Genomic DNA, 22992 nt, shown 5'->3' with positions numbered 1-22992 from the left:
GCCTCAAGCATCTTTTCAGCTTTAGCCTATTTGGTGGTTTTGTCTTCTACGTTCCATTTACCGCCATCGTAGAAGGCCTTCCAGCCAGTCGGCTTACCGTTCACCTCGGTCTGCACGTATTGCTCCTTGGTTTTACGGCTGAAGCGGATGACGGCTGGGCGGCCTTCCGGATCCTTCTGCGGCGCACTCATCAAAAAGTGATACTTCGGATCGATCTCATCCTTATGTGGAATCAGCTCCAACACAAGCGGTGCACGGGTTTCGCGGTTCTTCGGAAACTGGCTGGCCGCGAGGAATAGCCCGGACGCGCCGTCACGCAGAACATAAGTATCGTCAACCTTCTCGCATTTGAGCTCGGGCATCTTCACCGCATCCATCTTCGGTGGTGCTGCCTCACCGCTTCTGAGCAGTTTGCGAGTGTTTTTACATTCCGCATTGGTACAGCCGAAGAATTTGCCGAAGCGACCGGTTTTGAGCTGCATTTCGCTGCCACACTTGTCGCACTCCAGGCTCGGCCCTTCGTAGCCCTTGATGCGGTACTGACCTTCTTCGATCTCATAGCCGGTGCAGTCGGGGTTGTTGCCGCAGATGTGCAGTTTGTGCGTCTCATCCAGCAGGTAGGCATCCATGGCGGTGCTGCAGATCGAGCAGCGGCGCTTGCCGAGCAATACCAGAGATTCGGATTCGCCCTCGTCGTCGGCGGCGATCTCGTCACCCGGAATCAGATTGACCGTGGACTTGCAGCGCTCTTTCGGCGGCAGGCTGTAACCAGAGCAGCCTAGGAACACGCCGGTGGAAGCCGTGCGGATCATCATCGGCCGGCCACAGACCTTGCAGGGAATGTCGGTCAGCGTCGGCTGGTTGGCGCGCATGCCATTTTCGCCGGCCTCGGCGACCTCCAATTTCTTGCGGAAGTCGCCATAGAATTCGTCCAGCACATGCTTCCATTCGCGCTCGCCCTGGGCGACGTCGTCGAGGTGCTCTTCCATGCCGGCAGTGAAGCCGTAGTCCATCAGGTTGTTGAAGCTTTCAGACAGGCGCTCGGTGACGATGTCGCCCATCTTCTCGGAATAGAAGCGGCGGTTATGTAGCGACACGTAGCCGCGATCCTGAATGGTCGAGATGATCGCCGCATAAGTGGACGGACGGCCGATGCCGCGCTTTTCCATCTCTTTGACCAGGCTCGCTTCCGAGAAGCGCGCCGGCGGCTTGGTGAAGTGCTGGCTCGGGTCGAGCTTGAGCAGCGCCATGGCATCGCCTTTGTTCATTTCCGGCAGTACGTCATCTTCGCCACTCTTGCTCTGCTGTGGCATGACCTTGGTATAACCGTCGAACTTGAGGATGCGGCCCTTGGCACGTAGTTCGAAGTTGCCGGCTGTTACCGCAACGCTGGTGGACAGGTATTGCGCTGGCGGCATCTGGCAGGCAACGAACTGGCGCCAGATGAGATCGTAGAGCCGCTCGGCATCGCGCTCCATTCCGGACAGCTGGGCCGGGCGCAGGTTGACGTCGGACGGGCGAATCGCTTCGTGCGCTTCCTGGGCGCCTTCCTTGCTGGAATAGACGTTGGGCTTTTCCGGCAGGTACTTATCGCCGAACTCGTCCTGGATGAAGCCGCGCACCATGCCAATGGCATCCGCCGACAGGTTGGTGGAATCGGTACGCATGTAAGTGATGTAACCGGCCTCGTACAGACGCTGGGCCATCATCATGGTTTTCTTCACGCCGAAGCCGAGGCGATTGCTCGCTGCCTGCTGTAAGGTCGATGTGATGAAAGGCGCGGACGGCTTGCTGCTGGTCGGCTTGTCTTCGCGCTTGCTGACGTTGTAGCTCGCCCCGCGCAACTGCTCCAGCGCAGCCATGGCATGAGCTTCGTTCAACGGCTTGAACGCTTCGCCATTTTCGCGTGCCACTTCGAAGCGAACCTTGGCCTTGTCGGCGGTGGCCAGGTCGGCGTGGACTTCCCAATATTCTTCCGGAACGAAGGCGCGGATCTCTCGCTCGCGCTCGACCACTAGCTTCACTGCGACAGACTGCACGCGCCCGGCTGACAGACCACGGGCGATCTTGGCCCACAGAAGCGGCGAAACCATGTAGCCCACTACGCGGTCGAGGAAGCGTCGTGCCTGCTGCGCATTGACGCGATTGATATCCAGCTCGCCCGGCTTGGAGAAGGCTTCCTGGATGGCCTTCTTGGTGATCTCGTTGAACACCACGCGTTTGAAGCGGCTGTCATCGCCACCGATGGATTCGCGCAGGTGCCAGGCAATGGCCTCCCCCTCTCTATCCAAGTCGGTCGCGAGATAGATGGTGTCGGCTTCCTTGGCCAGGCGGCGCAGCTCCTCGATCACCTTCTCCTTACCCGGAAGGATCTCGTATTTGGCTTTCCAGCCATGCTCGGGATCGATCCCCATGCGGGTGAATAGCTGACGCTTGGCTTTTTCCTTCGGTGACAGCGCAGGGGCTTCTGCAGCCGCCGCCTTGCCGCGCTTTACCGGTTCGCGAGCCGCGGAACCGCTGGTAGGAAGGTCGCGGATGTGGCCGATACTCGACTTCACCACGTACTGGTTGCCCAAATACTTGTTGATTGTCTTGGCCTTGGCCGGTGATTCCACGATGACCAGCGATTTACCCATGGAGACGAGAGTTCCTGAATCGAGAGGTGAACTGAGAATATCGAACCGACAGTAGTCGAGCGCCACAAACGACGCTTGGCCTGCCTGAAAGAAGCGAAGCAGCCCTTTTACGGGACTGCAAAGAGCAGTCATTTGCTCCGGAAATCTTTCGTACCCACGAGCAAAATCCATTGGCAGCCTGGCTGCCCGGTGGGTTTTGTACTGCCCGAAACCCGGCGAAGTCGCCAGCACTCGGCTTGAAAGCACCGCTATATATAGTGGCGATAGAGCCGAGGTCAAGCATAAGGGTTAAGCCAGAGTGACCTGAAGGCACTCAAAAACGGCTGGGCTCGGCTTCGACCAATGCAAAACGGGGAAGCGTTTCACCGTCGACCTCCACCGTCTCGGTAAACATCGACAACGGACGCACCCAAAGACCGAAATCCCCGTAGAGCGCCTGGTAGAAGACGACTGGCTCTTCGGTTTCGGAATGCCTGGCAACTGCATATACCCGGTACTCGGGGCCTTTGTAATGACGATAACGGCCTGGTGTGACCTGCATCTGGACTGCCTCTGAAAAACCACATATCCATCAAATGAAAACCGGGGCACGAGGCCCCGGTTTCCGTGTCACCGAACAGCTTAGACGCGTTCGAACACCGTGGTGATACCTTGACCCAAGCCGATGCACATCGTGGACACGCCGAGGGTACCGCCGTTCTGCTTCATCACGTTCAACAGGGTGCCGGAAATGCGCGCCCCGGAGCAACCGAACGGATGACCCAGTGCAATGGCGCCGCCATGCAGGTTGACCTTCTGGTCCATCTTGTCGAGCAGCTTCAGATCCTTCAACACGGGCAATGCCTGGGCAGCGAAGGCCTCGTTGAGTTCGACATAGTCAATGTCGTCCATGGTCAGACCGGCGCGCTTGAGCGCCTTCTGGGTAGCCGGTACAGGGCCGTAGCCCATGATCGCCGGATCGACACCAGCCAGCGCCATCGAGCGAATCACGGCCAGCGGCTGGATGCCAAGATCCTGAGCGCGCTGCGCAGACATCACGATCATGCAGGACGCGCCATCGGTGATCTGCGAGGAAGTCCCCGCCGTCACGGTGCCGCCCTTGGGGTTGAACGCAGGCCGGAGGGTGGCCAGGCTTTCCAGGGTGGTTTCCGGGCGAATGGTTTCGTCGTAGTCGAAGACCTTGAGGAAGCCGTTCTCGTCATGGCCCTGCATCGGGATGATTTCATCCTTGAACAGGCCTTCGACGGTCGCCTTGTGCGCCAGACGGTGCGAACGCTCACCGAAGGCATCCTGCTGCTCACGGGTGATGCCATGCATCTTGCCCAGCATCTCAGCAGTCAGGCCCATCATGCCGGACGCCTTGGCGGCGTACAGCGACAGCTGCGGGTTCGGGTCAACGCCGTGCATCATGCTCACGTGGCCCATGTGCTCGACACCACCGACGACGAACACATCGCCATTGCCGGTCATGATCGCCTGAGCGGCAGTGTGTAGCGCGCTCATGGACGAGCCACACAGGCGGCTAACAGTTTGCGCGGCGCTGGTGTGCGGGATGCGGGTCATCAGCGACGCCATGCGCGCGATGTTCCAGCCCTGCTCCAGAGTCTGGTTGACGCAGCCCCAGATCACATCTTCCACTTCGGCCGGATCAATTTTCGGATTGCGCGCGAGCACGCCTTCGATCAATTGCGCGGACATGGTCTCGGCGCGGGTGTTGCGGTGCATGCCGCCCTTGGACCGGCCCATTGGGGTGCGGCCAAAGTCGACAATGACGACGTCTCTCGGATTAAGGCTCATATTTCTCTATTCCTCAATTAACCGTAGAAGCGCTGGCCGTTGGCAGCCATCTCACGCAGCTTCGCAGTCGGGTGGTACAGCGGGCCCAGGTCGGCGTACTTGTCCGCCAGCGCCACGAACTCAGCTACCCCGATCGAATCGATGTAGCGCAGTGCACCACCGCGGAAGGGTGGGAAGCCGATGCCATAGATCAGGCCCATGTCGGCTTCGGCAGCCGTCTCGACAATGTTGTCTTCCAGGCAGCGAACGGTTTCCAGACACAGCGGGATCATCATGTAGTGGATGATGTCCTCGTCGGAAAGCTCGCGGGTCTCGCTGACGATCGGCTTGAGCAGCTCGTAGGATTGCGGATCGACGACCTTCTTCGGCTTGCCCTTCTTGTCCATCTCGTAGGCGTAGAAGCCCTTGCCATTCTTCTGGCCCAAGCGGTTGGCCTCGTACATGACGTCGACGGCGGTCTTGCTGTCGTCCTTCATGCGATCCGGGAAGCCTTCGGCCATGACGTCACGACCGTGGTGGCCGGTGTCCATGCCGACGACGTCCATCAGGTAGGCCGGGCCCATCGGCCAGCCGAATTTCTCCATCACCTTGTCGGCGCGCACGAAGTCGACACCGTGAGCGATGGCACGGGCGAAGCCGCCGAAGTACGGGAACAGCACGCGGTTGACCAGGAAGCCCGGGCAATCATTGACCACGACCGGACTCTTGCCCATTTTCTTGGCGTAGGCGACGGTGGTGGCAATCGCGGTTTCGCTGGTCTTCTCGCCACGGATGACTTCCACCAGCGGCATCATGTGCACCGGGTTGAAGAAGTGCATGCCGCAGAAGTTTTCCGGACGCTTGAGCGCCTGAGCCAGCAGGCTGATGGAGATAGTCGAGGTGTTGGAGGCGATGATCGCGTCTTCACGCACCAAGCCTTCGACTTCAGCCAGCACCGACTGCTTGATCTTCGGATTCTCGACCACGGCTTCGACGACAATATCGACGTTGCCGAAATCGCCATAGGAAGTGGTCGGGCGGATGGCATTGAGGGCTTCGGCCATCTTGGCCGGGGTCAGACGACCCTTCTCGACGCGCTTGCCGAGCAGCTTGGAGGCCTCGTTCAGGCCCATTTGGATGCCTTCTTCGCGAATATCCTTCATCAGGATCGGCGTGCCTTTGACAGCCGACTGATAGGCGATGCCGCCACCCATGATGCCTGCACCAAGAACGGCGGCCAGTTTCACGTCGCGGGCCTGCTTGTCGTAGTTCTTGGCCTTCTTCTTAAGTTCCTGATCGCTGAGGAACAGGCCGACCAGGCTCTGTGCGACCGAGGTCTTGGCCAGTTTGACGAAGCCGGCGGCCTCGACTTCGATGGCCTTGTCACGGCCAAAGTTGGCGGCTTTCTGGATGGTCTTGATCGCTTCGACCGGCGCCGGGTAATTCGGACCAGCTTGGCCGGCGACGAAGCCCTTGGAGGTTTCGAAGGCCATCATCTGCTCGATGGCGTTGAGCTTGAGCTTTTCCAGCTTTGGCTGACGCTTGGCCTTGTAGTCCAGCTCACCGGAAATGGCGCGCTTGACCAGATCCAGCGCAGCTTCCTGCAGCTTCTCCGGCGCGACCACGGCATCGACGGCATGCACTTTCAGCGCATCTTCGGCACGGTTTTCCTTGCCCGAGGCGATCCACTCGACGGCGTTGTCGACACCGATCAGGCGCGGCAGGCGCACGGTGCCGCCAAAGCCTGGGTAGATGCCCAACTTGACTTCCGGCAGGCCGACCTTGGCCGTGGTGGACATGACGCGATAGTCAGCCGCCATGCACATCTCGAAACCGCCGCCTAGGGCGATGCCGTTGATGGCGGCGACGGTGGGTACGCCCAGGTCTTCGAAATCGCTGAAAATCTTGTTCGCTTCGAGGTTGCCGGCGACCAGTTCTTCGTCCGGGAGCTTGAAGTTGTCGACGAACTCGGTGATGTCCGCGCCGACGATGAACACGTCCTTGCCGCTGGTAACGATCACGCCCTTGACCGACGCGTGTGCCTTGATGGCATCGACGGCCTGACGCAGGTCGTTGAGAGTGAGGCGATTGAACTTGTTGACGGACTCACCCTTGAGGTCGAAATTCAATTCGACGATGCCGCTCTCAAGAGCCTTAACCGTGATGGCTTTACCTTCGTAAATCATCAACTGATCTCCAGGAATGGAAGCTAAACGTTACGTGTCGCACGTCGCCGGTCTGAACGACCGTCACCGAATACGGTGAAACGACACCCACCGACACGATAAACCGGGCTGACGGCATTTGCATGGCAAACGCTCGATTCATACGCCCGTTTGATTTGGGTAGCACACCTTCATGGAAAAGCGATCTATTGTCAATCTGCTGTCCCCTCACTCGAAACGCTGGCCCTTGCCAATCGAACAGCTAAGCCTAGCCAAGCTCTAGATATCCCATTGCGGAGCGCCACATAGCCGATCGGCCAATGCCGGCGCGATGAACCCAGACCGCACAGCGTCGTCACACTGACGAGGCGCCTTGTACACTCCGCGCCTGCCTCATCTCGTTCAGCTGCGCCGTTCGCGGCCGCGTATCAGGAGTTATGCATGTCCGTACCCATTGCCCGCGTCGATAGCGGCCAAGATCCCTACAGGTGGCTGGAGAACCGCGACGCACCTGAGGTGCTCGATTACCTGAAGGCGGAAAACGCTTACTTGGAGAGCCAGCTGGCAGATCAGGCCGAGCTGCGCGAAGCGCTGTTCCAGGAAATCAAGGGCCGCATCCGCGAAACCGATCTTTCGCTGCCCGCCCCATGGGGTCCGTGGCTTTACTATCAACGCACCACGGCCGGCGATGAATACCCGCGTCACTACCGTTGCCCGCGCCCAGCGGACGGTTCGCTCACGGTCGATGAAAACGCCGAGCAACTGCTGCTCGACCCCAACGAACTGGCAGGCGGTGGCTTTCTCGCGCTGGGCGCCTTCAGCGTTAGCCAGGACCAGCGCAAGCTGGCCTACAGCCTCGACACCCAGGGCGACGAAATCTACCGGCTATTCGTCAAGGATCTGGAGAGCGGAGAAGTTATCGCCCTGCCCTTCGACAATTGCGACGGCAGCATGACCTGGGCGAACGACCACCAGACGCTGTTCTTCGGCGAGCTCGACGATACCCATCGCCCGCACAAGATCTATCGTCACCGCCTGGGAGACGAAGGTTGCAGCGAGGTCTACCACGACCCGGATGGTCGCTATTTCGTGCATTGCTACCGCACCAGCTCCGAGCGCCAACTGGTGATCCTCTCCAACAGCAAGACCACCAGCGAAGCCTGGGTTCGGCCGGCTGACGAACCGGAAGGCCACTGGACCTGCCTCGCCCCGCGCGAGGAAAACCACGAGTACTACCCCGACCACGGCCAGTTCTACGGCGAGTGGCGCTGGTTCGTGCGCAGCAACCAGACCGGGATCAACTTCGCTCTGTATCAGGCGGCGGAAAGCGCGCCGCAAAGAGAAAACTGGCAGGAGCTGGTCGCACAAGACGACGCGGTGATGCTCGAAGAGATCAGCTTGAATGCTAGTGCCCTTACTCTCAGCCTACGCGAAGCCGGCCTGCCGATCATCGAGGTACGGCCGCAGAACGGCGCGGCCTATCGCCTGCAATTGCCGGACGCGGCCTACAGCCTGCATGTGCAGAACACCCTGGAATTCGAAAGCTCGGTGATCCGCCTGCGCTACGAAGCGCTCAACCGCCCCGCGCAGATTCGTCAGCTGCAGCTTGCCGACGGCGAACAGGAGGTCCTGAAAGAAACCCCGGTAGAAGGCCCCTTCGACGCCGATGCCTACGAAAGCCGGCGCATCTGGGCAACCGCGGCGGACGGCACCCAGGTGCCGATCAGCCTGGTGGGTCGCCGCGAGACCTTCGGCAAAGCTGCGCCGCTCTACCTGTACGGCTACGGTGCCTACGGCCACAGCCTCGATCCCTGGTTCTCCCATGCGCGGCTATCGCTGCTCGACCGCGGCTTCATCTTTGCCATCGCCCATGTGCGTGGTGGTGGCGACCTGGGCGAAGCCTGGTATCGCGCCGGCAAGCTGGAGCACAAGACGAACACCTTCGGCGACCTCATCGCCTGCGCGGAGAGACTGATCGCCGATGGACATACCACGCCGCAGCGCCTAGCCATCAGCGGTGGCAGCGCCGGTGGCTTGCTGATCGGCGCGGTGCTCAATCAGCGTCCGGAACTCTTCGGTGTCGCCATCGCCGAAGTGCCCTTCGTCGACGTGCTCAATACCATGCTCAATGAAGAGCTGCCCCTGACCGTCACCGAATACGACGAATGGGGCGACCCCAACCAGCCGGACGTGCACGCACGAATAAAGGCCTATGCGCCTTACGAGAATGTCCGGGCGCAGGCCTACCCGGCAATTCTTGCAGTCGCTGGTTACAACGACAGTCGGGTCCAGTACTGGGAGGCGGCAAAATGGGTCGCCAAGCTTCGCGCCAATAAGACCGACGACAATCTGCTGCTGCTGAAGACCGAGCTCGGCGCCGGCCATGGCGGCATGAGCGGTCGTTATCAGGGGTTGAGGGATGTGGCCTTGGAATACGCTTTCGTACTAAAGGTTTTCAACATGGCAGCGCGCTGAGGCGAGCAAGTAGGTGTAATTCGGCAATTGTGCCGCCAGCAGCGCCGGGGTATGCCGACTTGTGGTCGGAACGCCTCCTGCGCGTCGGGGTCATCTAACACACCACTGTTTTCGGAGCGATTACCCATGACCAGGACATCCTCAAACCAGGCGTCACAGAACGTGCATGGCTGGGAGCGCGCGGCTTCGATCGCAGGCGGGTTGTACTTTCTCGGCAAAGGCATCGGCCGCGGGGGGCTGGGCGGGTTACTGCAGCTAGCGGTGGGCGGTATGGCCCTGGCACGCGGCATGACCGGGCATTGCGAAGCCAAGCGCGTACTTTGCGAAGTGAACGAACAGGCCAAAATGGCCGAAGGCAACTACCGGAGCATGCCGCTGGAACGCAGCGAGGCGGACCGGGAGAGAATGAAAGCCAACGCCCAAGCAGCCACCTCGACCGCGACGGTTACCGGCAACGATTCGCTTACCAATCCGCAAACCGGCGTCTGAGCGATAACCGGCGCGCCTTGATGGGCGCGCCAAAGCACAGGCATCGCGGATGGCAGCTTTCCGAGCGCAAGGGGCTCCCGTCAGTGGTCGTGATCGCAGTCCGGCCCATGAACGTGATCGTCCTCGGCGGATTCGACCGGCTCCATCTCGAGCTCGAGACTGACCAAATTGGTAGCCAGCGGGCGCAGCAGCAGATTGGCGTATTCGGTGTCACCTTCCTCCACGTCGACGCCGATCATCAGCTGGTTGTTGCCGACCTGTTGAATCCACACCTCCCGCCCTTGCCACATCACGGCAAAACGGGTGCAGGACGTTTCGAGCTGAGTACCGTCTACGTCTTCCAGGATCAGTTGCAGGCTATCGCTCATGGTCAAAACTCTCGATGAATAAAGGAGGCAGGACGTTAGCCGCCCTGCCGGATTCAGGCCTTGATCAGGCCTGGGTCAATTTCGCCGCCGCCCGCTCGAAGCGAGCGAGACCTTCAGCGATATCGGCTTCTTCGATAATCAGGCTCGGTGCCAGGCGGATGACATCAGGACCAGCTTGCAGGATCATCAGCGCTTCCCTTTCGGCGGCATCGAAGATCTCTCTAGCGCGGCCTTTCCACGCCTCACTCAACACGCAGCCGATCAGCATGCCCATACCGCGCACCTGATCGAACAACCCGTAGCGCTGACCGATTTCCAACAGCCCGCGCTTGAAACGCTCGTGCCGGTCCTTGACGCCGTTCAGAACTTCCGGGGTATTAACGATATCGACCACCGCTTCGGCCACCGCGCAGGCGAGCGGATTGCCGCCATAAGTAGTGCCATGAGTGCCGACACTGAAATGCGCGGCGATTTCATTCGTGGTCAGCATCAATCCGATCGGGAAACCGCCACCGAGGCTCTTGGCGTTGGTCAGGATATCCGGCGTGACACCGTAGTTCATGTAGGCGAAAAGCTCGCCGGTACGGCCCATGCCAGTCTGGACTTCATCGAAGATCAGCAATGCGTTGTGCTCGTAGCACAGCTTGCGAGCCCCTTCCAGATAAGCCTGGTCGGCGGGCAGAACGCCGCTTTCACCCTGAATCGGTTCAAGTACCACAGCGCAAGTTTTATCGGAGATGGCGGCGGCCAGCGCATCGAGATCGTTGTAAGGAACATGGCTGATGCCTTGAATCTTCGGCCCAAAACCGTCGGAGTACTTCGGCTGGCCACCGACCGTCACGGTAAACAGCGTCCGACCATGGAAGCTGTTCACTGCGGAGATGATTTCGCATTTCTCCGGCCCGTGATTATCGAAGGCATAGCGGCGCGCCAGCTTGAATGCCGCCTCGTTGGCTTCGGCCCCGGAATTACAGAAAAATGCCCGATCGGCGAAGGTCGCGGCGACCAGTTTCTTGGCCAGGCGCAGCGCCGGTTCGTTGGTGAAAATATTGGAGATGTGCCACAGCTTGCCGGCCTGCTCGGTCAGCGTAGCCACCAGCGCCGGATGGGCATGACCCAGCACGTTCACGGCGATGCCACCGGTAAAGTCGATCAGCTCTCGTCCGCGCTGATCCCAGACTCGCGAACCCTGGCCACGAACGGGAATGAAAGCGGCGGGTGCGAAAGTGGGGACAATGACCTGGTCGAAATCTGCGCGTTCTACCGGGGTGTGCGGGGCGGACATCAGGACTCTCCTGCGATGCGACACGATATGAATGAAAACGCCCCGCCATGGCGGGGCGCAGCACTCGCAGTTTAAACGCAGGGCCGGCAGGAATGGGCGGCCCTGCCAAAATTATCTTCAGGAGACGACCGAGTGCTGCCGGTCAAGCACGATGGCCTGATCCAACGTTTCCAGCAACGCCTTGCGCGCCTTGAGCTTGGTGTTCTTGTGAGCCGTCATATTGATTTTCTTCAGCTGTGCCGCAGCCGCTTTGGCGACGTCCATAAGCTCACCAGCAGGAACGATCTTGTCGAGGAAGCCGGCATCGAGGGCCGCCTGCGGTGCGAAGATTTCGCCGTTGATCACCGAACGCTGGAACGCCGGTTTGGTCAGCCGATCCCGCGCCAACTCGATACCCGAATGATGCATCGTCATGCCGATCTGCACTTCATTGAGACCAATGTTGAAGGCGCCGTCGACACCGATGCGGTAATCGGCGGAAAGCAGCAGGAACGCCCCCTTGGCAATGGCATGTCCAGGGCAAGCGACGATGATCGGGAAGGGATGGGCAAGCATTCGCCGCGTGAAGGCCGAACCGATGGCTACGAGAGCAATGGCGTTTTCAGGCCCTGAAGTCATGACTTTGAGGTCATAGCCGCCGGACAGTATCCCCGGCTGGCCGGTGAGAATCACCACCGCGCGGTCCTGCTCTGCGCGATCGAATGCGGCGTTGAGCGCGTCGAATACGGCCGGCGACAGCGCATTGACCTTGCCATTGTTCAGGGTCAGCGTGGCAATGCCGTCTTCGAGGTCGTAGGAAACCAGATCACTCATGACGAATAGTTCCTTGTTAGAAGTCCGCAGACGTTACTCAGCGCAACCCGCCAGGTAAAGGGCCGTGACTGACTGACAAGTCATGTTGGCCGCGTCATCAGTGCAGTACGAGCGTCGCAGCGTTCAATGTTTCAGCAGAATTCGCGATTCAAAGACGGCAGACTCAGCTCTCAGCTGTATCCGGCTCCAGTTCAAGCACGGCAAGCAACTCGGGGTGCAGGAGCGTTTGCAAGTGCGGATCGGCGATGAACAGATCGTAGGAGCCGTCGGCAATACCGCCGCTGATCCGATAGGGCGTGCCATCTGCATCGACGGTCAGCTGGGAAAGATCCAGATAACGAGGCTCGCAAGGCATCTTGTTTGCGTCCCGCATGACCACCACCTTGGGCCGCAGGTGCAACTGCTGATGCTTCTCCAGCACCAGCGCGATCTCACCGGTATGCAGCTCGACCAACGTCCCTACCGGGAACACCCCGAGCCAACGAATGAATTCATTCACCAGACTCTCGTCGAATTGCTGGCCGGCACTGCTGCGCAGCACGTCGTAGGCAGTCTGGATCGGACGTGCATCGTCATAGGTGCGATGGCTGGTGATCGCATCGAAGGCATCAACGATGGTGATCACTCGCGTGGTGAATGGAATCTGATACTGATCGAGCCCTTGCGGATAACCTTTGCTATCCAGCCGCTCATGGTGCCCGTACGCGGCGTGGACGGCGGCAGCGGGGATATCATCCTGGCCGCACAAGGCGTCGTAGCCGAACGATGGGTGCAATTTGATGTGCTCGAACTCTTTCTGGGTCAGCTTGCCCGGCTTGTTCAGAATGGCGGGATCAATCTTCATCTTCCCGACATCGTGCAGAAGCCCCGCGATACCCAACAGCTCTATTTTCTCGTCTGGCAACCCAAGGTGCGTCCCGAAGCCCATCGCCAGAATGGAGACGGAAAGACAGTGCAGGCTGGTGTACACGTCCCGAGACTTCAGACGCGTCAGCCAGAGCATGGCGCTTTCGTTGCGCAGCATGCTCTCCAGGTTCCGCTTGACCAGTGCCTGGCAGGCCTTGGTATCGATCACTCGACCCTGCTGGACATCTAGCAGCACCTGATCCAATACCAGTGCACTACTTCGATAGGCTTCGCGCGCCTCCTGCACTTCAAGCGAGAGCGGGATACGCGACATCTTGCGCTTCACCCGTAGTGGCGTCGCCGATGGCACCATCATCTGGCCCTGATCGAGCAGCACTCGCCGAGTGTCATCGACGAAAACGTAGTCGCAGCGTTCACGCACCGCCTGGATATGCTCCAGTTTGAGCAGCGGGAACCCTTGGAATAGAAAGTCGGTCTGGCGCCACGGCCGATCCAGCTCGCATATATACATGCCGAGCTCCAGATGACTGACGTGCAGACGCCGCTTCGTAGCGACTTCCGCCACGTCAGGCCGCTTGCGCTTGCTTTTGAATAACTTCATCGAAGCCTGTCCTGGCTCTTTATATTCGCGACGCTCGACTCCGCTTGCGTAAAGCACCGAGATGTTACTAGAGCTGAGAGCCTCAAAATCTAATATAGGTTCACTTCAACCCTACGTTTCGCCCGAATTCTAACGGTGCGTTAACCACATGAAAGATCTAAAAAACTTTTTGCCATCCGCGTTCTCTTCGGCTACATTAGCGCGCCTCGACGGACATCAAGCCCGTCGAGACCCGGTGAGGTGTCCGAGCGGTTGAAGGAGCACGCCTGGAAAGTGTGTATACGAGAAATCGTATCGTGGGTTCGAATCCCACCCTCACCGCCAGACTCGAAACATGCAAAGCCCCGATTATCGGGGCTTTGTCGTTTCTACCGTTCGCAATACCATCAGAAGTGTTTTGGCTCGCGCAGCCATACGATCCATGGCCGCCTGGAAATGCACCGCAACGAGGCCATTACCCGATCGGTCAATCACCACCGGCTCCGCCGGCTGCGGAGCCCGCTGGGTTGCTACCGGGCCCTCTGGTTCCGTTACCGCCTGATGTTCCGATTTCACCCGCGGCTGCGCCGTTTTCGAGGCTAACGTTTCCATTGGCATCACGATCGCGGATGGGCTCAACGGGCGTACCGGTGGTCGTCGACCTGCCAGGCTCCACCGTCGGCCTTCCCGGACCAGTGGTCGTGATCGGACTATCGCTATCACCCGGCCGCGTGACGCCGGGATTAGGAGCGCCACCACTCGGGGCCTGTCCGGGCTGAGTTGCGTGTGTGCCGACCGAATTGTTCGGGCTGGCCGAGCCCGCTGCGCCCGACTCAGCTGCCGAGCCGCTAGATACCCCAGGCTCGCGAATGGCGTTGATCTCGTCCCCAATCCGTTGGCGATTTTGCTCCATCTCAGCGCCGATCTGGTCACGCTCCTGCTGCAGGGTCATGCTTTCCTCTTCGGCATTCGCCGCGCCTGAAGCGATCAGAGCGAACAGCATTGCCGGCACGCTAAGCCTATTCATGGTCAGTCTCCATTCAAGGTGTTCATTTCATGGACAACGAAAACCACGCAGCTGCGCACGAGTGATGATCAGCCCATAAAGCTGACCCGTCAGGTCGCGCCTGAATGAAGCTCACGTTTACTGGTCTGTAAATTGCTTGAGATTAAGCCCACGCCTTCGAGAGTGATCATTAGGCCGTTGTCGGGCAGCGGATCAGACCGTTGCCGCCACCACAAACCTATACAGCGCGTCGCAATTCATCGGCGCGTAATTTTTTCGGCAAGACGCTCGACGGGTGAGCCGGACAACCGGAGCCCACGCGCCAGATCAATAGAAAGGCCGCTACCATGTTCAAACATAAGAAGTTCAGGCAGGCCACCATGATCCTGATCGCTACGGCGATCATCCTGATCCTGCCGAACCTGACTCGCCTGATCAGCTGATCACCCAAGCGCGGCGGAGAAGAACCCATGCACCGACTGTTCCTGTTGTTGATGATGGCGACCGGCACAGCGATTGGCGGCGAAATCGATCAGCCCGCCGCGCTGGCCGCGTTGCAACGCGCCGACAGCATTCTGATCGACGTTCGCACCGCGCAGGAATACGCCGAGGGCGCTCTGCCCGGCGCGACGCGAATCGAGACCCAGGATCTCTCCGAGCGCATCGCCAGTGTCGCTCCCGACAAGGACGCTCCGATCGTTCTGTACTGCCGCAGTGGCCGTCGCTCATCCGCCGCGCAGGATCTTCTCCAGGAAATGGGTTATCGCCAGGTCATCAATGCTGGCGCTTATCAGGACTTGCAAGCAGTCGTTCCACCACGCTGAGCCGCACGCTCTTGCTCATCGCCGTCAGCGTCACCTCCCTTCGCCTTTAGCGGGAACTAATGCGTAGCAGCGGCTACTGAAAAAGAAGCCGCTATTTTTTGCGCCTGCCCGCAACTGCCCGGAGGACTCGGATTGATGAATTGGGACGTGCTGTTTAACGAAACCCTATGGATCAACACTGCCATAATCGCTGGCGTCACAATTGTCAGCTATCTCATCCTGCAGGCCATTCTGCGGATCATTACCAGCCGCTTGCGGGCGATGAGCAAACGCTCCAAAAGCGGCTTCGTCGCCATTGCGGCGGAAATGCTCAGCCGCACCAGCCATCTGTTACTGATTGCTCTCTCGTTACTGATCAGCCTCAAGATCGTCGAACTGCCGGATCGCTGGGAATCGGCGATGTCGCATGGCTGGTTCATCGCCCTCGCCTTCCAGCTCGCACTCTGGATGGACACCGCCGTCAGGCTGTGGATGGAAAGCCTGAGCCGCGACGGCAAGGCGCGAAACCCTGTCACCACCACCATCATCGGCATCATGATCCGCATCGTCATCTGGACGATGATGCTGCTCTCGATCCTGGCCAACCTCGGCGTTGACATCACGGCGATGGTCGCCAGCCTCGGGGTTGGCGGTATCGCCATCGCTCTGGCGGTCCAGACGCTGCTCAGCGACGTGTTCGCATCTTTGTCCATTGGCGTGGACAAACCCTTCGAGATTGGCGATTTCGTCGTGTTCGGCGATGTCGCCGGGACAATCGAGCACATCGGCCTCAGGACCACGCGCATCCGAGCATTGAGCGGCGAGCAGATCGTCACCGCCAACGCCGATCTGCTCACGCAGGTCCTGCACAACTACAAGCGCATGAACACGCGGCGGATCGTGTTCAAGTTCGGCATTGCCTATCAGACGCCGTCGGACAAGGTTCGCGAGGTTTCAGCACTGGTTAAGCAGATCATCGAGAGCCTGGAGAACGCCAAATTCGACCGGGCGCACTTCCTTGCCTTCGACAATAGCCAGCTCACGTTCGAGGTCGTCTACATCATGCAGGTGTCGGATTACAACGCGTACATGGACGCTCAGCAGGAGATCAACCTGCAACTACTCGACGGCATTCGAGAGATGGGCGTGCAGTTCGCCTTCCCGGTTCGCAAGGTCGAATTCACTGGCGGCAACCTGCCGGAAGTGAACGTAGCCGGTATTCCCAAGGAAAAACCCGCGGCCAACCAGGAAGCTCAGAGCGCTCAACCAAACGGCTGACGACTGGCGGCGTCCGGCCAGAGTGGACGCCGCCGCGGCTCGCTTCAAGGTAGACGTATCTGCTTGTGGGTTTCAACCAATTGCTCCACGACGCCCGGGTCAGACAGTGTCGAGATATCGCCCAGGGCGTCGTATTCGTCAGCGGCGATCTTGCGCAGAATGCGCCGCATGATCTTGCCCGATCGCGTCTTCGGCAGCCCCGGCGCCCACTGAATCACGTCCGGCACGGCGATTGGTCCGATTTCCTTGCGCACCCACTGTTGCAGTTCCTGACGCAGCTGATCGGAAGACTCCTCCCCTGTCACCAGCGTCACATACACATATATTCCCTGCCCCTTGAGCGGATGCGGCACGCCCACCGCCGCCGCTTCGGCCACCTTGCGATGCGCCACTAGCGCGCTTTCAATTTCGGCCGTCCCCATGCGGTGGCCGGAAACGTTCAGCACGTCGTCTACCCGGCCAGTGATCCAGTAATAACCATCCTCGTCGCGGCGCGCGCCGTCTCCGGTGAAATACATGCCGCGAAAGGTTTTGAAGTAGGTATCGACGAAGCGGTCATGGTCACGATAGATGCTGCGCATCTGCCCTGGCCAGGAGTCGAGGATCACCAGATTGCCGTCGGTCGCGCCTTCCAAGAGGTTACCGAGGTTATCCACCAACCCCGGTACTATCCCGAAGAAAGGCCGCGTCGCAGAACCTGGCTTCAGTGCGGTTGCACCCGGCAGCGGGCAGATGAGGATGCCGCCGGTCTCGGTTTGCCACCAGGTATCGACGATCGGGCAGTGTGATCGCCCAACCGTCTCGTAATACCAGTGCCAGGCTTCTGGATTGATCGGCTCACCCACCGTACCGAGCAACCGCAGGCTCGACCCATCGGCACCCTCCATCGCCGCGCTGCCTTCGGCCATCATCGAGCGGATCGCCGTGGGCGCGGTATAGAGAATGTTGACCTTGTGCTTGTCGATGATCTGCGCGATCCGCGTCACATCGGGATAATTGGGTACACCTTCGAACATCAAGGTGGTCGCGCCATTGGCCAGCGGCCCGTAGATGATGTAGCTGTGTCCGGTGATCCAGCCCACGTCGGCGGTACACCAGTAGATCTCGCCGGGTCGATAGTCGAAGACCCGCTCGTGGGTCAGCGCGGCATAGAGCAGATAGCCGCCCGTGGTATGCATCACGCCTTTGGGTTTTCCGGTTGAGCCGGAGGTATAAAGAATGAACAGCGGCTCCTCCGCTCCCATTTCCTTGGGCGCGCAGACTTCTCCCGCAACGCGCATCAAATCCTCGTACCAGATGTCGCGATGCTGATTCCATTTGATGTTGCCGCCGGTACGCCGCACCACGATGATCTTCTGCACGCAGCGGGTTTTCGGGTTAGTCAATGCCTCGTCGACGTTAGCCTTCAGCGGTATGGCCTTGCCGCCGCGCAGCCCTTCGTCGGCCGTGATCACGACCTTCGAATTGCCGTCGATGATTCGTCCGGCCAGCGCCTCCGGTGAAAAACCGCCGAACACGACCGAATGGATGGCGCCGATGCGTGCGCAGGCCAGCATCGCCACGGCGACCTCGGGAATCATCGGCATATAGATAGTGACGACATCCCCTCGGTGCACATCTTGCCCACGCAGAGCGTTGGCGAACTTGCTGACCTCCTGATGCAACTCACGGTAGGTGATCTTGCGCTGCTCCGAGGGATCATCGCCCTCCCAGATGATCGCGATCTCATCGCCACGCGTGTCCAGATGGCGATCCAGACAGTTGGCCGAGACGTTCAAGGTGCCATCGGCAAACCACTTGATGTCGACGTGATGATCATCGAAGGATGTCTGCTTGACGCGTGTGAACGGTTTGATCCAGTCAATACGCTCCGCCTGCTCGCGCCAGAAGCCGTCAGGGTTGACCACCGACTGTTGATACATGGCTTTGTAAGTGGCTTCGTCGGTCAGCGACCGAGCCGCAACGTCTGGATTTACGGGATACAGGGACTCAGCACTCATGGGTAAATACCTCACTCGTCGGTCTTGTTATCGTTTCGAATAACCCTGTCTCAGGCGAACCATATGCATCAAACCAGGCGCCTGGGCGACTTCACGTTCGAGCTATGCGGGCTCAAAGCGTTCCGCTGGCTGCAAGCCGTGGCAAAACGCCGTCCCTTGAAGCATAGACGGTTCGGCCGCGGCGTACTTCGCCGTTCTTCGCGGTCGTAGGGATGAGGCTATCCGCCCGCTAACGCCGAGGTTCGATGGATGTCAGACCCAGCCAACCTGTACTTTCGCGTCGTTAGACGCGTTACTGAAAGCATCGCTTTGTATCCGGTCCTGATCCCCGCGCTCTATGTCGTGGTGGCCCTCCTGGTCTTCGCATTCGAATCGACAGACACCGCCGCGACGCTACGCGACGAACTGCCTCCAGGCCTGATCGATGCCGACAACAGCCGCGAGGTGCTTGGCACGCTTATCACCGGCATCATTTCTCTTGTGGTCTTCAGCTTCTCGATGGTGATGGTGGTGCTGAACGGAGCGGCTTCCCGTCTGTCACCACGCGTGCTGCCCGGACTGATCAGCGACCGACGCAATCAGGTGATTCTCGGCATTTACCTGGGAAGCATCGTCTACTATCTGCTGCTGATTACCAGCATCAACACGATGCGACCCGCAAAGCGTTCCGGTGCTCGGCCTGCTGCTGGCTGTGCTGTTCGGGATGTTCTGCATGGCTTTGTTCGTCGTGTTCATTCGCTCGGTTTCGCAATCGATTCAGGTCGACTGGGTTCTCAGCCAGCTTTACAACGGCGCGTCGGCCAATCTCGGCAAGCGCAAGCGGCGCATTGTCCAGATCGCTGAGATTCCCGATGCATCCGATTGGTGGTGCCTGCCTGCAGCCCAACCGGGTTATCTGCGCGAGGTGAACGAAAGGCGCCTGGGCAAGCTGCTACGCAAAAGGGACCTTATCGCCATGATTCAGGTAGAGCCGGGCTTCTTCCTCATTGAGGGCCATCCGCTGATCAAGCTCAGCAAGCCGCTGAGCGACGAAGATGCCGGCGAAGTATTGGATTGCTTCGACTTCCATGACAACGAATTCGCCGGTGACAACGTCTCTTACGGCATGCGGCAGATTTCCGAGATAGCAGTCAAGGCTATAAGCCCGGCCATCAACGACCCCGGAACGGCGATGCGGGCAACCAACTTACTCGGCGTATTGTTGAAACGGCTCGGCGGTATGCCGCCCCTCGACGCTGGCTGTTTTGACAAGGGCCAGCCGCGCCTCTTCTATCCGCAAGTAGGCATGCAGCGCCTGCTGCAAACCGTCGTAGCCCCTATCCGCGTTTACGGCAGCCACGACCCACAAGTTCTGACCACGCTGCTGCAGTGTCTGAAAAATGCCATGCACGGTAATCCGAGCGAAAAGCAGCTGGAGGCGCTTCACGGCGAGCTGCGTGCATTGCGTGAAGAAGCCGACGCGAAAGTACAGAACCAGCAGGACCGCCGAACAGTGAACGAGGCACTCGAGCGCCTGGCCGAACTCGAACGCGGGTCTCTGACCATAGCGCCTCTTCCCGTCAACGGAGTAAACCAACCAAAGGCGTCAACCTAGCCCCTGCACCATGCCAGACGTACTCGAGCGTCCATGGTTCGCGCCAGTCGTTTGCAAGCGGTTCCAACAAGCATGGCGAATGCCGTTCTTTCGCCCCGTTGCCAGCGCTCTGCTGGCGTGCTTTTTAATTTAATATGGCCACCTTTCGCCGTACCGGAGCCGTAATGACCGCCGCAGCCCTTTCCCCGACCCTCGAACTCGCCTGCGAGCTGATCAATCGCCCATCGGTGACCCCGCTGGACGAAGGTTGCCAGCAATTGATGAGCGAGCGTCTTGCCGCCTGCGGTTTCGCCATCGAGCCGATGCACATCGAAGAGGTCGAGAACTTCTGGGCGATACGCGGCAACGAAGGGCCGGTCCTGTGTTTCGCCGGCCATACCGACGTAGTCCCGACCGGGCCGGTGCAGGCGTGGCAGAACCCACCATTCAGGGCGCACATCGACGAGCATGGCATGCTCCACGGCCGAGGCGCGGCGGACATGAAAGGTAGCCTGGCCTCGATGATCATCGCGGTGGAGCGCTTCACCGCCGATCATCCGAATCACAAAGGGCAAATCGCCTTCCTTATTACCAGCGACGAAGAGGGCCCCGCGCACCACGGCACCAAGGCTGTGGTCGAGCGTCTGCGCGAACGCGGTCAGCGCCTGGACTGGTGCATTGTCGGCGAGCCGTCAAGCACCACGCTGGTGGGTGATGTAGTGAAAAATGGCCGCCGCGGCTCGCTCGGCGGCACCCTGACCGTACGCGGTCAGCAAGGCCACGTGGCCTATCCGCACCTGGCGAAGAACCCGATTCACCTGGCCGCGCCAGCGCTGGCCGAACTGGCCGCCGAACACTGGGACGATGGCAACGCCTTCTTCCCGCCGACCAGCTTCCAGATATCCAACCTGAATTCCGGGACCGGCGCGACCAATGTCATCCCCGGCGCGCTGGAGGCTGTGTTCAACTTCCGTTTTTCCACCGAATCCACCGTCGAAGGCTTGCAGCAACGCACCGCGTCGATTCTCGACAAGCATGGGCTGGACTGGAGCGTCGACTGGGCGCTGTCGGGTCTGCCATTCCTCACCGAGCCGGGGGAACTGCTCGACGGCGTGGCCGCAGCGATCCGCAGCGTGACCGGTCGCGAAACAATTCCTTCCACCAGCGGCGGCACCTCTGATGGGCGCTTCATCGCCACCCTGGGTACCCAGGTGGTCGAGCTTGGCCCGGTCAACGCAACGATTCATCAAGTGGACGAACATATCCTGGCCAGCGATCTCGACCTGCTGACCGAGATCTACTACCAGACGCTGGTCAATCTGCTCGCATGCTGATCTGCCCCATCTGCCGCGCCGGGCTGAACGCAGTCGACAATGGCGTCGCTTGCCCGGCCAATCACCGTTTCGATCGTGCCCGTCAGGGTTATCTCAATCTTCTGCCAGTGCAGCACAAGAATAGCCGCGACCCCGGCGACAATCAGGCCATGGTCGAAGCGCGCAGGCGCTTTCTCGATGGCGGCCACTATGCGCCGCTGGCCGAACGCCTGGCGCAGCTGGCAGCTGAGCGTGCGCCTGGTCGCTGGTTGGATATCGGTTGTGGCGAGGGTTATTACACCGCACAGATCGCCCAGGCGTTGCCGAATGCTGAAGGCTATGCACTGGATATTTCCCGCGAGGCGGTCAAGCGCGCCTGCAAACGTGCGCCGCAGCTTGAATGGCTGGTGGCGAGCATGGCCCGAGTACCGCTGGCAGACGCCAGCTGCGACTTGCTCGCCAGCATATTCAGCCCTCTGGACTGGTCCGAAACCCGGCGCCTGCTCGCACCCGGCGGAGGCCTGCTGCGCATGGGCCCGACCCGCGAGCATCTGTGGGAACTGCGCGGCCTGCTGTATGACGAAGTACGTGACTACGATGACGAAAAGCACTTGTCACTGATCCCAGAAGGCATGCACCTCGCCCACAGCGAAACGCTGACCTTCGAACTGCAGCTGGACAGTGCCGATGACCGTGCCGATCTACTGGCGATGACCCCGCACGGCTGGCGCGCCAGCGCCGAACGCCGGGCAGCGGTGATCGAGGCGCCACTGCGTGTACGGGTTGCGATACGCTACGACTGGATTCAGCGCGACGCCTAGTGTTGCCATGCGCGCTAGGACCCGTCTTGCAGACGCCTCGTCGTAAGCGGGTCAGTACAGATACCGACCGACACAGAATTAACTGACACATCACCAACAAGGCAGCCGCCCATGCGCCAACCGGACATCGAGATCTACCTCAGGGATGCCAGCCAGGACGCCGTCACCGACTGGCTGAACCTGGCCGTCGGGCCCTGCTCTGCGTGGCAACCCAAAGGTAAGACGTTCAAGTGCCGCGCTGGACAGGTCCCGATTACCTGGCTGCCGAAGGCGGTCGGCAAATGGCATAGCCTGCTGCTCGAAAGCGACGCAACCCCCTGGGAGGACGATGTCGCCTGCGCGCGTGCCGCATATCATGCGCTGGGCGTAGAAATCCGCTGCGCGCCCGGCGGTTGGCAGGAGGAAGAATCAGTGGAAGATGCTGATCGCTGGATCAGCATCAGCGAACGCGGCGAAGAAGAAATCGTCTGGCGTACGGATTGAATGGGGCCTCGGAACGGATCCTTGGTGGCTTGTTCCATTTTGGAAGCGCACATCCGTGGGGCCGAATTCATTCGGCCGAAAACCACCATGGGCGTCTCTGAGGTGGGCTGAAGCCCGCCCAAAAAAAGTCAAAGCTTCGCCCGGAGGGCCGGCCTCCCACAAAAGCAGCTAGGTGCGCACCGAATCTGGAGGCGCGCCTTGCAAGGAAGCTGGATCTACTGCTCCAGCTCGTTCCAGCAAACTGCCTAGAAACGACTTCAT

At 60.0% G+C, this 22992-nt stretch carries 18 protein-coding genes, 1 tRNA gene and 1 pseudogene; 10 read left to right on the top strand and 10 right to left on the bottom strand.

Annotated elements, in window-relative coordinates; translation table 11 throughout:
- Positions 1-26: 26 nt before the first annotated feature.
- From topA to fadB, 4 genes are all read right to left on the bottom strand, one after another.
- Positions 27-2636 carry a type I DNA topoisomerase gene (gene topA / locus NA647_RS05825; RefSeq protein WP_256056835.1) on the bottom strand — a complete coding sequence of 870 codons (2610 nt, stop codon included), beginning with the start codon at positions 2634-2636 and terminating at the stop codon, positions 27-29.
- A 313-nt stretch (positions 2637-2949) separates the two neighbouring features.
- Positions 2950-3177 carry a DUF1653 domain-containing protein gene (locus NA647_RS05820; RefSeq protein WP_131648339.1) on the bottom strand — a complete coding sequence of 76 codons (228 nt, stop codon included), beginning with the start codon at positions 3175-3177 and terminating at the stop codon, positions 2950-2952.
- Positions 3178-3257: 80 nt separating this feature from the next.
- Complete coding sequence (fadA, locus tag NA647_RS05815; protein WP_256050163.1) at positions 3258-4433, bottom strand: acetyl-CoA C-acyltransferase FadA; 1176 nt, start codon at positions 4431-4433, stop codon at positions 3258-3260.
- Positions 4434-4450: 17 nt separating this feature from the next.
- The gene (gene fadB, locus NA647_RS05810) at positions 4451-6598 is read right to left on the bottom strand and encodes a fatty acid oxidation complex subunit alpha FadB (protein ID WP_256056834.1); all 2148 of its coding nucleotides are present in this window, start codon (positions 6596-6598) and stop codon (positions 4451-4453) included.
- 420 nt (positions 6599-7018) lie between these two features.
- Here fadB and NA647_RS05805 point away from each other — a divergent pair, with 420 nt between their 5' ends.
- Positions 7019-9052 carry a S9 family peptidase gene (locus NA647_RS05805; protein ID WP_256056833.1) on the top strand — a complete coding sequence of 678 codons (2034 nt, stop codon included), beginning with the start codon at positions 7019-7021 and terminating at the stop codon, positions 9050-9052.
- Between the two features lie 126 nt (positions 9053-9178).
- A complete protein-coding gene (locus tag NA647_RS05800; protein WP_256050160.1) occupies positions 9179-9541 on the top strand; it encodes a YgaP-like transmembrane domain in 363 nt (120 codons plus the stop codon).
- An 80-nt stretch (positions 9542-9621) separates the two neighbouring features.
- On the opposite strand, the gene NA647_RS05795 is transcribed toward NA647_RS05800, so the two are convergent.
- From NA647_RS05795 to NA647_RS05780, 4 genes are all read right to left on the bottom strand, one after another.
- Positions 9622-9909, bottom strand: coding sequence for a topoisomerase II (locus tag NA647_RS05795; RefSeq protein ID WP_256050159.1), 288 nt, complete (start codon positions 9907-9909; stop codon positions 9622-9624).
- Positions 9910-9973: 64 nt separating this feature from the next.
- Positions 9974-11194 (bottom strand): aspartate aminotransferase family protein, encoded by a 1221-nt coding sequence (locus NA647_RS05790; protein WP_256050158.1) that lies wholly within the window; start codon positions 11192-11194, stop codon positions 9974-9976.
- A 117-nt stretch (positions 11195-11311) separates the two neighbouring features.
- Entirely contained in the window at positions 11312-12007 is a 696-nt protein-coding gene (locus NA647_RS05785) for a crotonase/enoyl-CoA hydratase family protein (RefSeq protein ID WP_256050157.1), read from the bottom strand.
- Positions 12008-12170: 163 nt separating this feature from the next.
- Positions 12171-13475 carry an HD-GYP domain-containing protein gene (locus NA647_RS05780; RefSeq protein ID WP_256056832.1) on the bottom strand — a complete coding sequence of 435 codons (1305 nt, stop codon included), beginning with the start codon at positions 13473-13475 and terminating at the stop codon, positions 12171-12173.
- A gap of 234 nt (positions 13476-13709) precedes the next feature.
- Between NA647_RS05780 and NA647_RS05775 the strand changes: the two genes are divergently transcribed.
- A tRNA-Ser gene (locus tag NA647_RS05775) sits at positions 13710-13799 on the top strand.
- Positions 13800-13941: 142 nt separating this feature from the next.
- Here NA647_RS05775 and NA647_RS05770 read toward each other — a convergent pair.
- Positions 13942-14481 carry a hypothetical protein gene (locus NA647_RS05770; RefSeq protein ID WP_256056831.1) on the bottom strand — a complete coding sequence of 180 codons (540 nt, stop codon included), beginning with the start codon at positions 14479-14481 and terminating at the stop codon, positions 13942-13944.
- 449 nt (positions 14482-14930) lie between these two features.
- On the opposite strand from NA647_RS05770, the gene NA647_RS05765 reads away from it, so the two are divergent.
- Positions 14931-15284, top strand: a complete 354-nt coding sequence (locus NA647_RS05765; protein ID WP_256056830.1) for a rhodanese-like domain-containing protein — start codon at positions 14931-14933, stop codon at positions 15282-15284.
- A gap of 135 nt (positions 15285-15419) precedes the next feature.
- Positions 15420-16541, top strand: coding sequence for a mechanosensitive ion channel family protein (locus tag NA647_RS05760; RefSeq protein ID WP_256056829.1), 1122 nt, complete (start codon positions 15420-15422; stop codon positions 16539-16541).
- A 44-nt stretch (positions 16542-16585) separates the two neighbouring features.
- Here NA647_RS05760 and acs read toward each other — a convergent pair whose 3' ends face one another.
- On the bottom strand, positions 16586-18541 hold the full coding sequence (gene acs, locus NA647_RS05755; RefSeq protein ID WP_256056828.1) for an acetate--CoA ligase: 1956 nt from the start codon (positions 18539-18541) through the stop codon (positions 16586-16588).
- Between the two features lie 249 nt (positions 18542-18790).
- Between acs and NA647_RS05750 the strand changes: the two are divergent.
- From NA647_RS05750 to NA647_RS05730, 5 genes and pseudogenes are all read left to right on the top strand, one after another.
- Positions 18791-19132: pseudogene (locus tag NA647_RS05750) on the top strand (DUF2254 family protein); the annotation flags it as partial.
- 79 nt (positions 19133-19211) lie between these two features.
- The gene (locus tag NA647_RS05745) at positions 19212-20135 is read left to right on the top strand and encodes a DUF2254 family protein (RefSeq protein ID WP_256056827.1); all 924 of its coding nucleotides are present in this window, start codon (positions 19212-19214) and stop codon (positions 20133-20135) included.
- 164 nt (positions 20136-20299) lie between these two features.
- Entirely contained in the window at positions 20300-21448 is a 1149-nt protein-coding gene (gene dapE / locus NA647_RS05740) for a succinyl-diaminopimelate desuccinylase (RefSeq protein WP_256056826.1), read from the top strand.
- On the top strand, positions 21442-22248 hold the full coding sequence (locus NA647_RS05735) for a putative RNA methyltransferase (protein WP_256056825.1): 807 nt from the start codon (positions 21442-21444) through the stop codon (positions 22246-22248). The genes dapE and NA647_RS05735 overlap by 7 nt, the downstream gene beginning before the upstream one ends.
- 111 nt (positions 22249-22359) lie before the next feature.
- The gene (locus NA647_RS05730; protein ID WP_256056824.1) at positions 22360-22731 is read left to right on the top strand and encodes a hypothetical protein; all 372 of its coding nucleotides are present in this window, start codon (positions 22360-22362) and stop codon (positions 22729-22731) included.
- The last annotated feature ends 261 nt before the right edge of the window (positions 22732-22992 follow it).

It is taken from the genome of Stutzerimonas stutzeri, assembly GCF_024448985.1.
Lineage (GTDB): Bacteria > Pseudomonadota > Gammaproteobacteria > Pseudomonadales > Pseudomonadaceae > Stutzerimonas > Stutzerimonas stutzeri_AP.
This window is presented reverse-complemented; position numbering and strand designations above follow the sequence as displayed.

Excerpts from the sequence above, each read along its gene's own strand:
- topA (WP_256056835.1), bottom strand. The coding sequence starts at position 2,636 with ATGGGTAAATCGCTGGTCATCGTGGAATCACCGGCCAAGGCCAAGACA.
- NA647_RS05820 (WP_131648339.1), bottom strand. The coding sequence starts at position 3,177 with ATGCAGGTCACACCAGGCCGTTATCGTCATTACAAAGGCCCCGAGTAC.
- fadA (WP_256050163.1), bottom strand. The coding sequence starts at position 4,433 with ATGAGCCTTAATCCGAGAGACGTCGTCATTGTCGACTTTGGCCGCACC.
- fadB (WP_256056834.1), bottom strand. The coding sequence starts at position 6,598 with ATGATTTACGAAGGTAAAGCCATCACGGTTAAGGCTCTTGAGAGCGGC.
- NA647_RS05805 (WP_256056833.1), top strand. The coding sequence starts at position 7,019 with ATGTCCGTACCCATTGCCCGCGTCGATAGCGGCCAAGATCCCTACAGG.
- NA647_RS05800 (WP_256050160.1), top strand. The coding sequence starts at position 9,179 with ATGACCAGGACATCCTCAAACCAGGCGTCACAGAACGTGCATGGCTGG.
- NA647_RS05795 (WP_256050159.1), bottom strand. The coding sequence starts at position 9,909 with ATGAGCGATAGCCTGCAACTGATCCTGGAAGACGTAGACGGTACTCAG.
- NA647_RS05790 (WP_256050158.1), bottom strand. The coding sequence starts at position 11,194 with ATGTCCGCCCCGCACACCCCGGTAGAACGCGCAGATTTCGACCAGGTC.
- NA647_RS05785 (WP_256050157.1), bottom strand. The coding sequence starts at position 12,007 with ATGAGTGATCTGGTTTCCTACGACCTCGAAGACGGCATTGCCACGCTG.
- NA647_RS05780 (WP_256056832.1), bottom strand. The coding sequence starts at position 13,475 with ATGAAGTTATTCAAAAGCAAGCGCAAGCGGCCTGACGTGGCGGAAGTC.
- NA647_RS05770 (WP_256056831.1), bottom strand. The coding sequence starts at position 14,481 with ATGAATAGGCTTAGCGTGCCGGCAATGCTGTTCGCTCTGATCGCTTCA.
- NA647_RS05765 (WP_256056830.1), top strand. The coding sequence starts at position 14,931 with ATGCACCGACTGTTCCTGTTGTTGATGATGGCGACCGGCACAGCGATT.
- NA647_RS05760 (WP_256056829.1), top strand. The coding sequence starts at position 15,420 with ATGAATTGGGACGTGCTGTTTAACGAAACCCTATGGATCAACACTGCC.
- acs (WP_256056828.1), bottom strand. The coding sequence starts at position 18,541 with ATGAGTGCTGAGTCCCTGTATCCCGTAAATCCAGACGTTGCGGCTCGG.
- dapE (WP_256056826.1), top strand. The coding sequence starts at position 20,300 with ATGACCGCCGCAGCCCTTTCCCCGACCCTCGAACTCGCCTGCGAGCTG.
- NA647_RS05735 (WP_256056825.1), top strand. The coding sequence starts at position 21,442 with ATGCTGATCTGCCCCATCTGCCGCGCCGGGCTGAACGCAGTCGACAAT.
- NA647_RS05730 (WP_256056824.1), top strand. The coding sequence starts at position 22,360 with ATGCGCCAACCGGACATCGAGATCTACCTCAGGGATGCCAGCCAGGAC.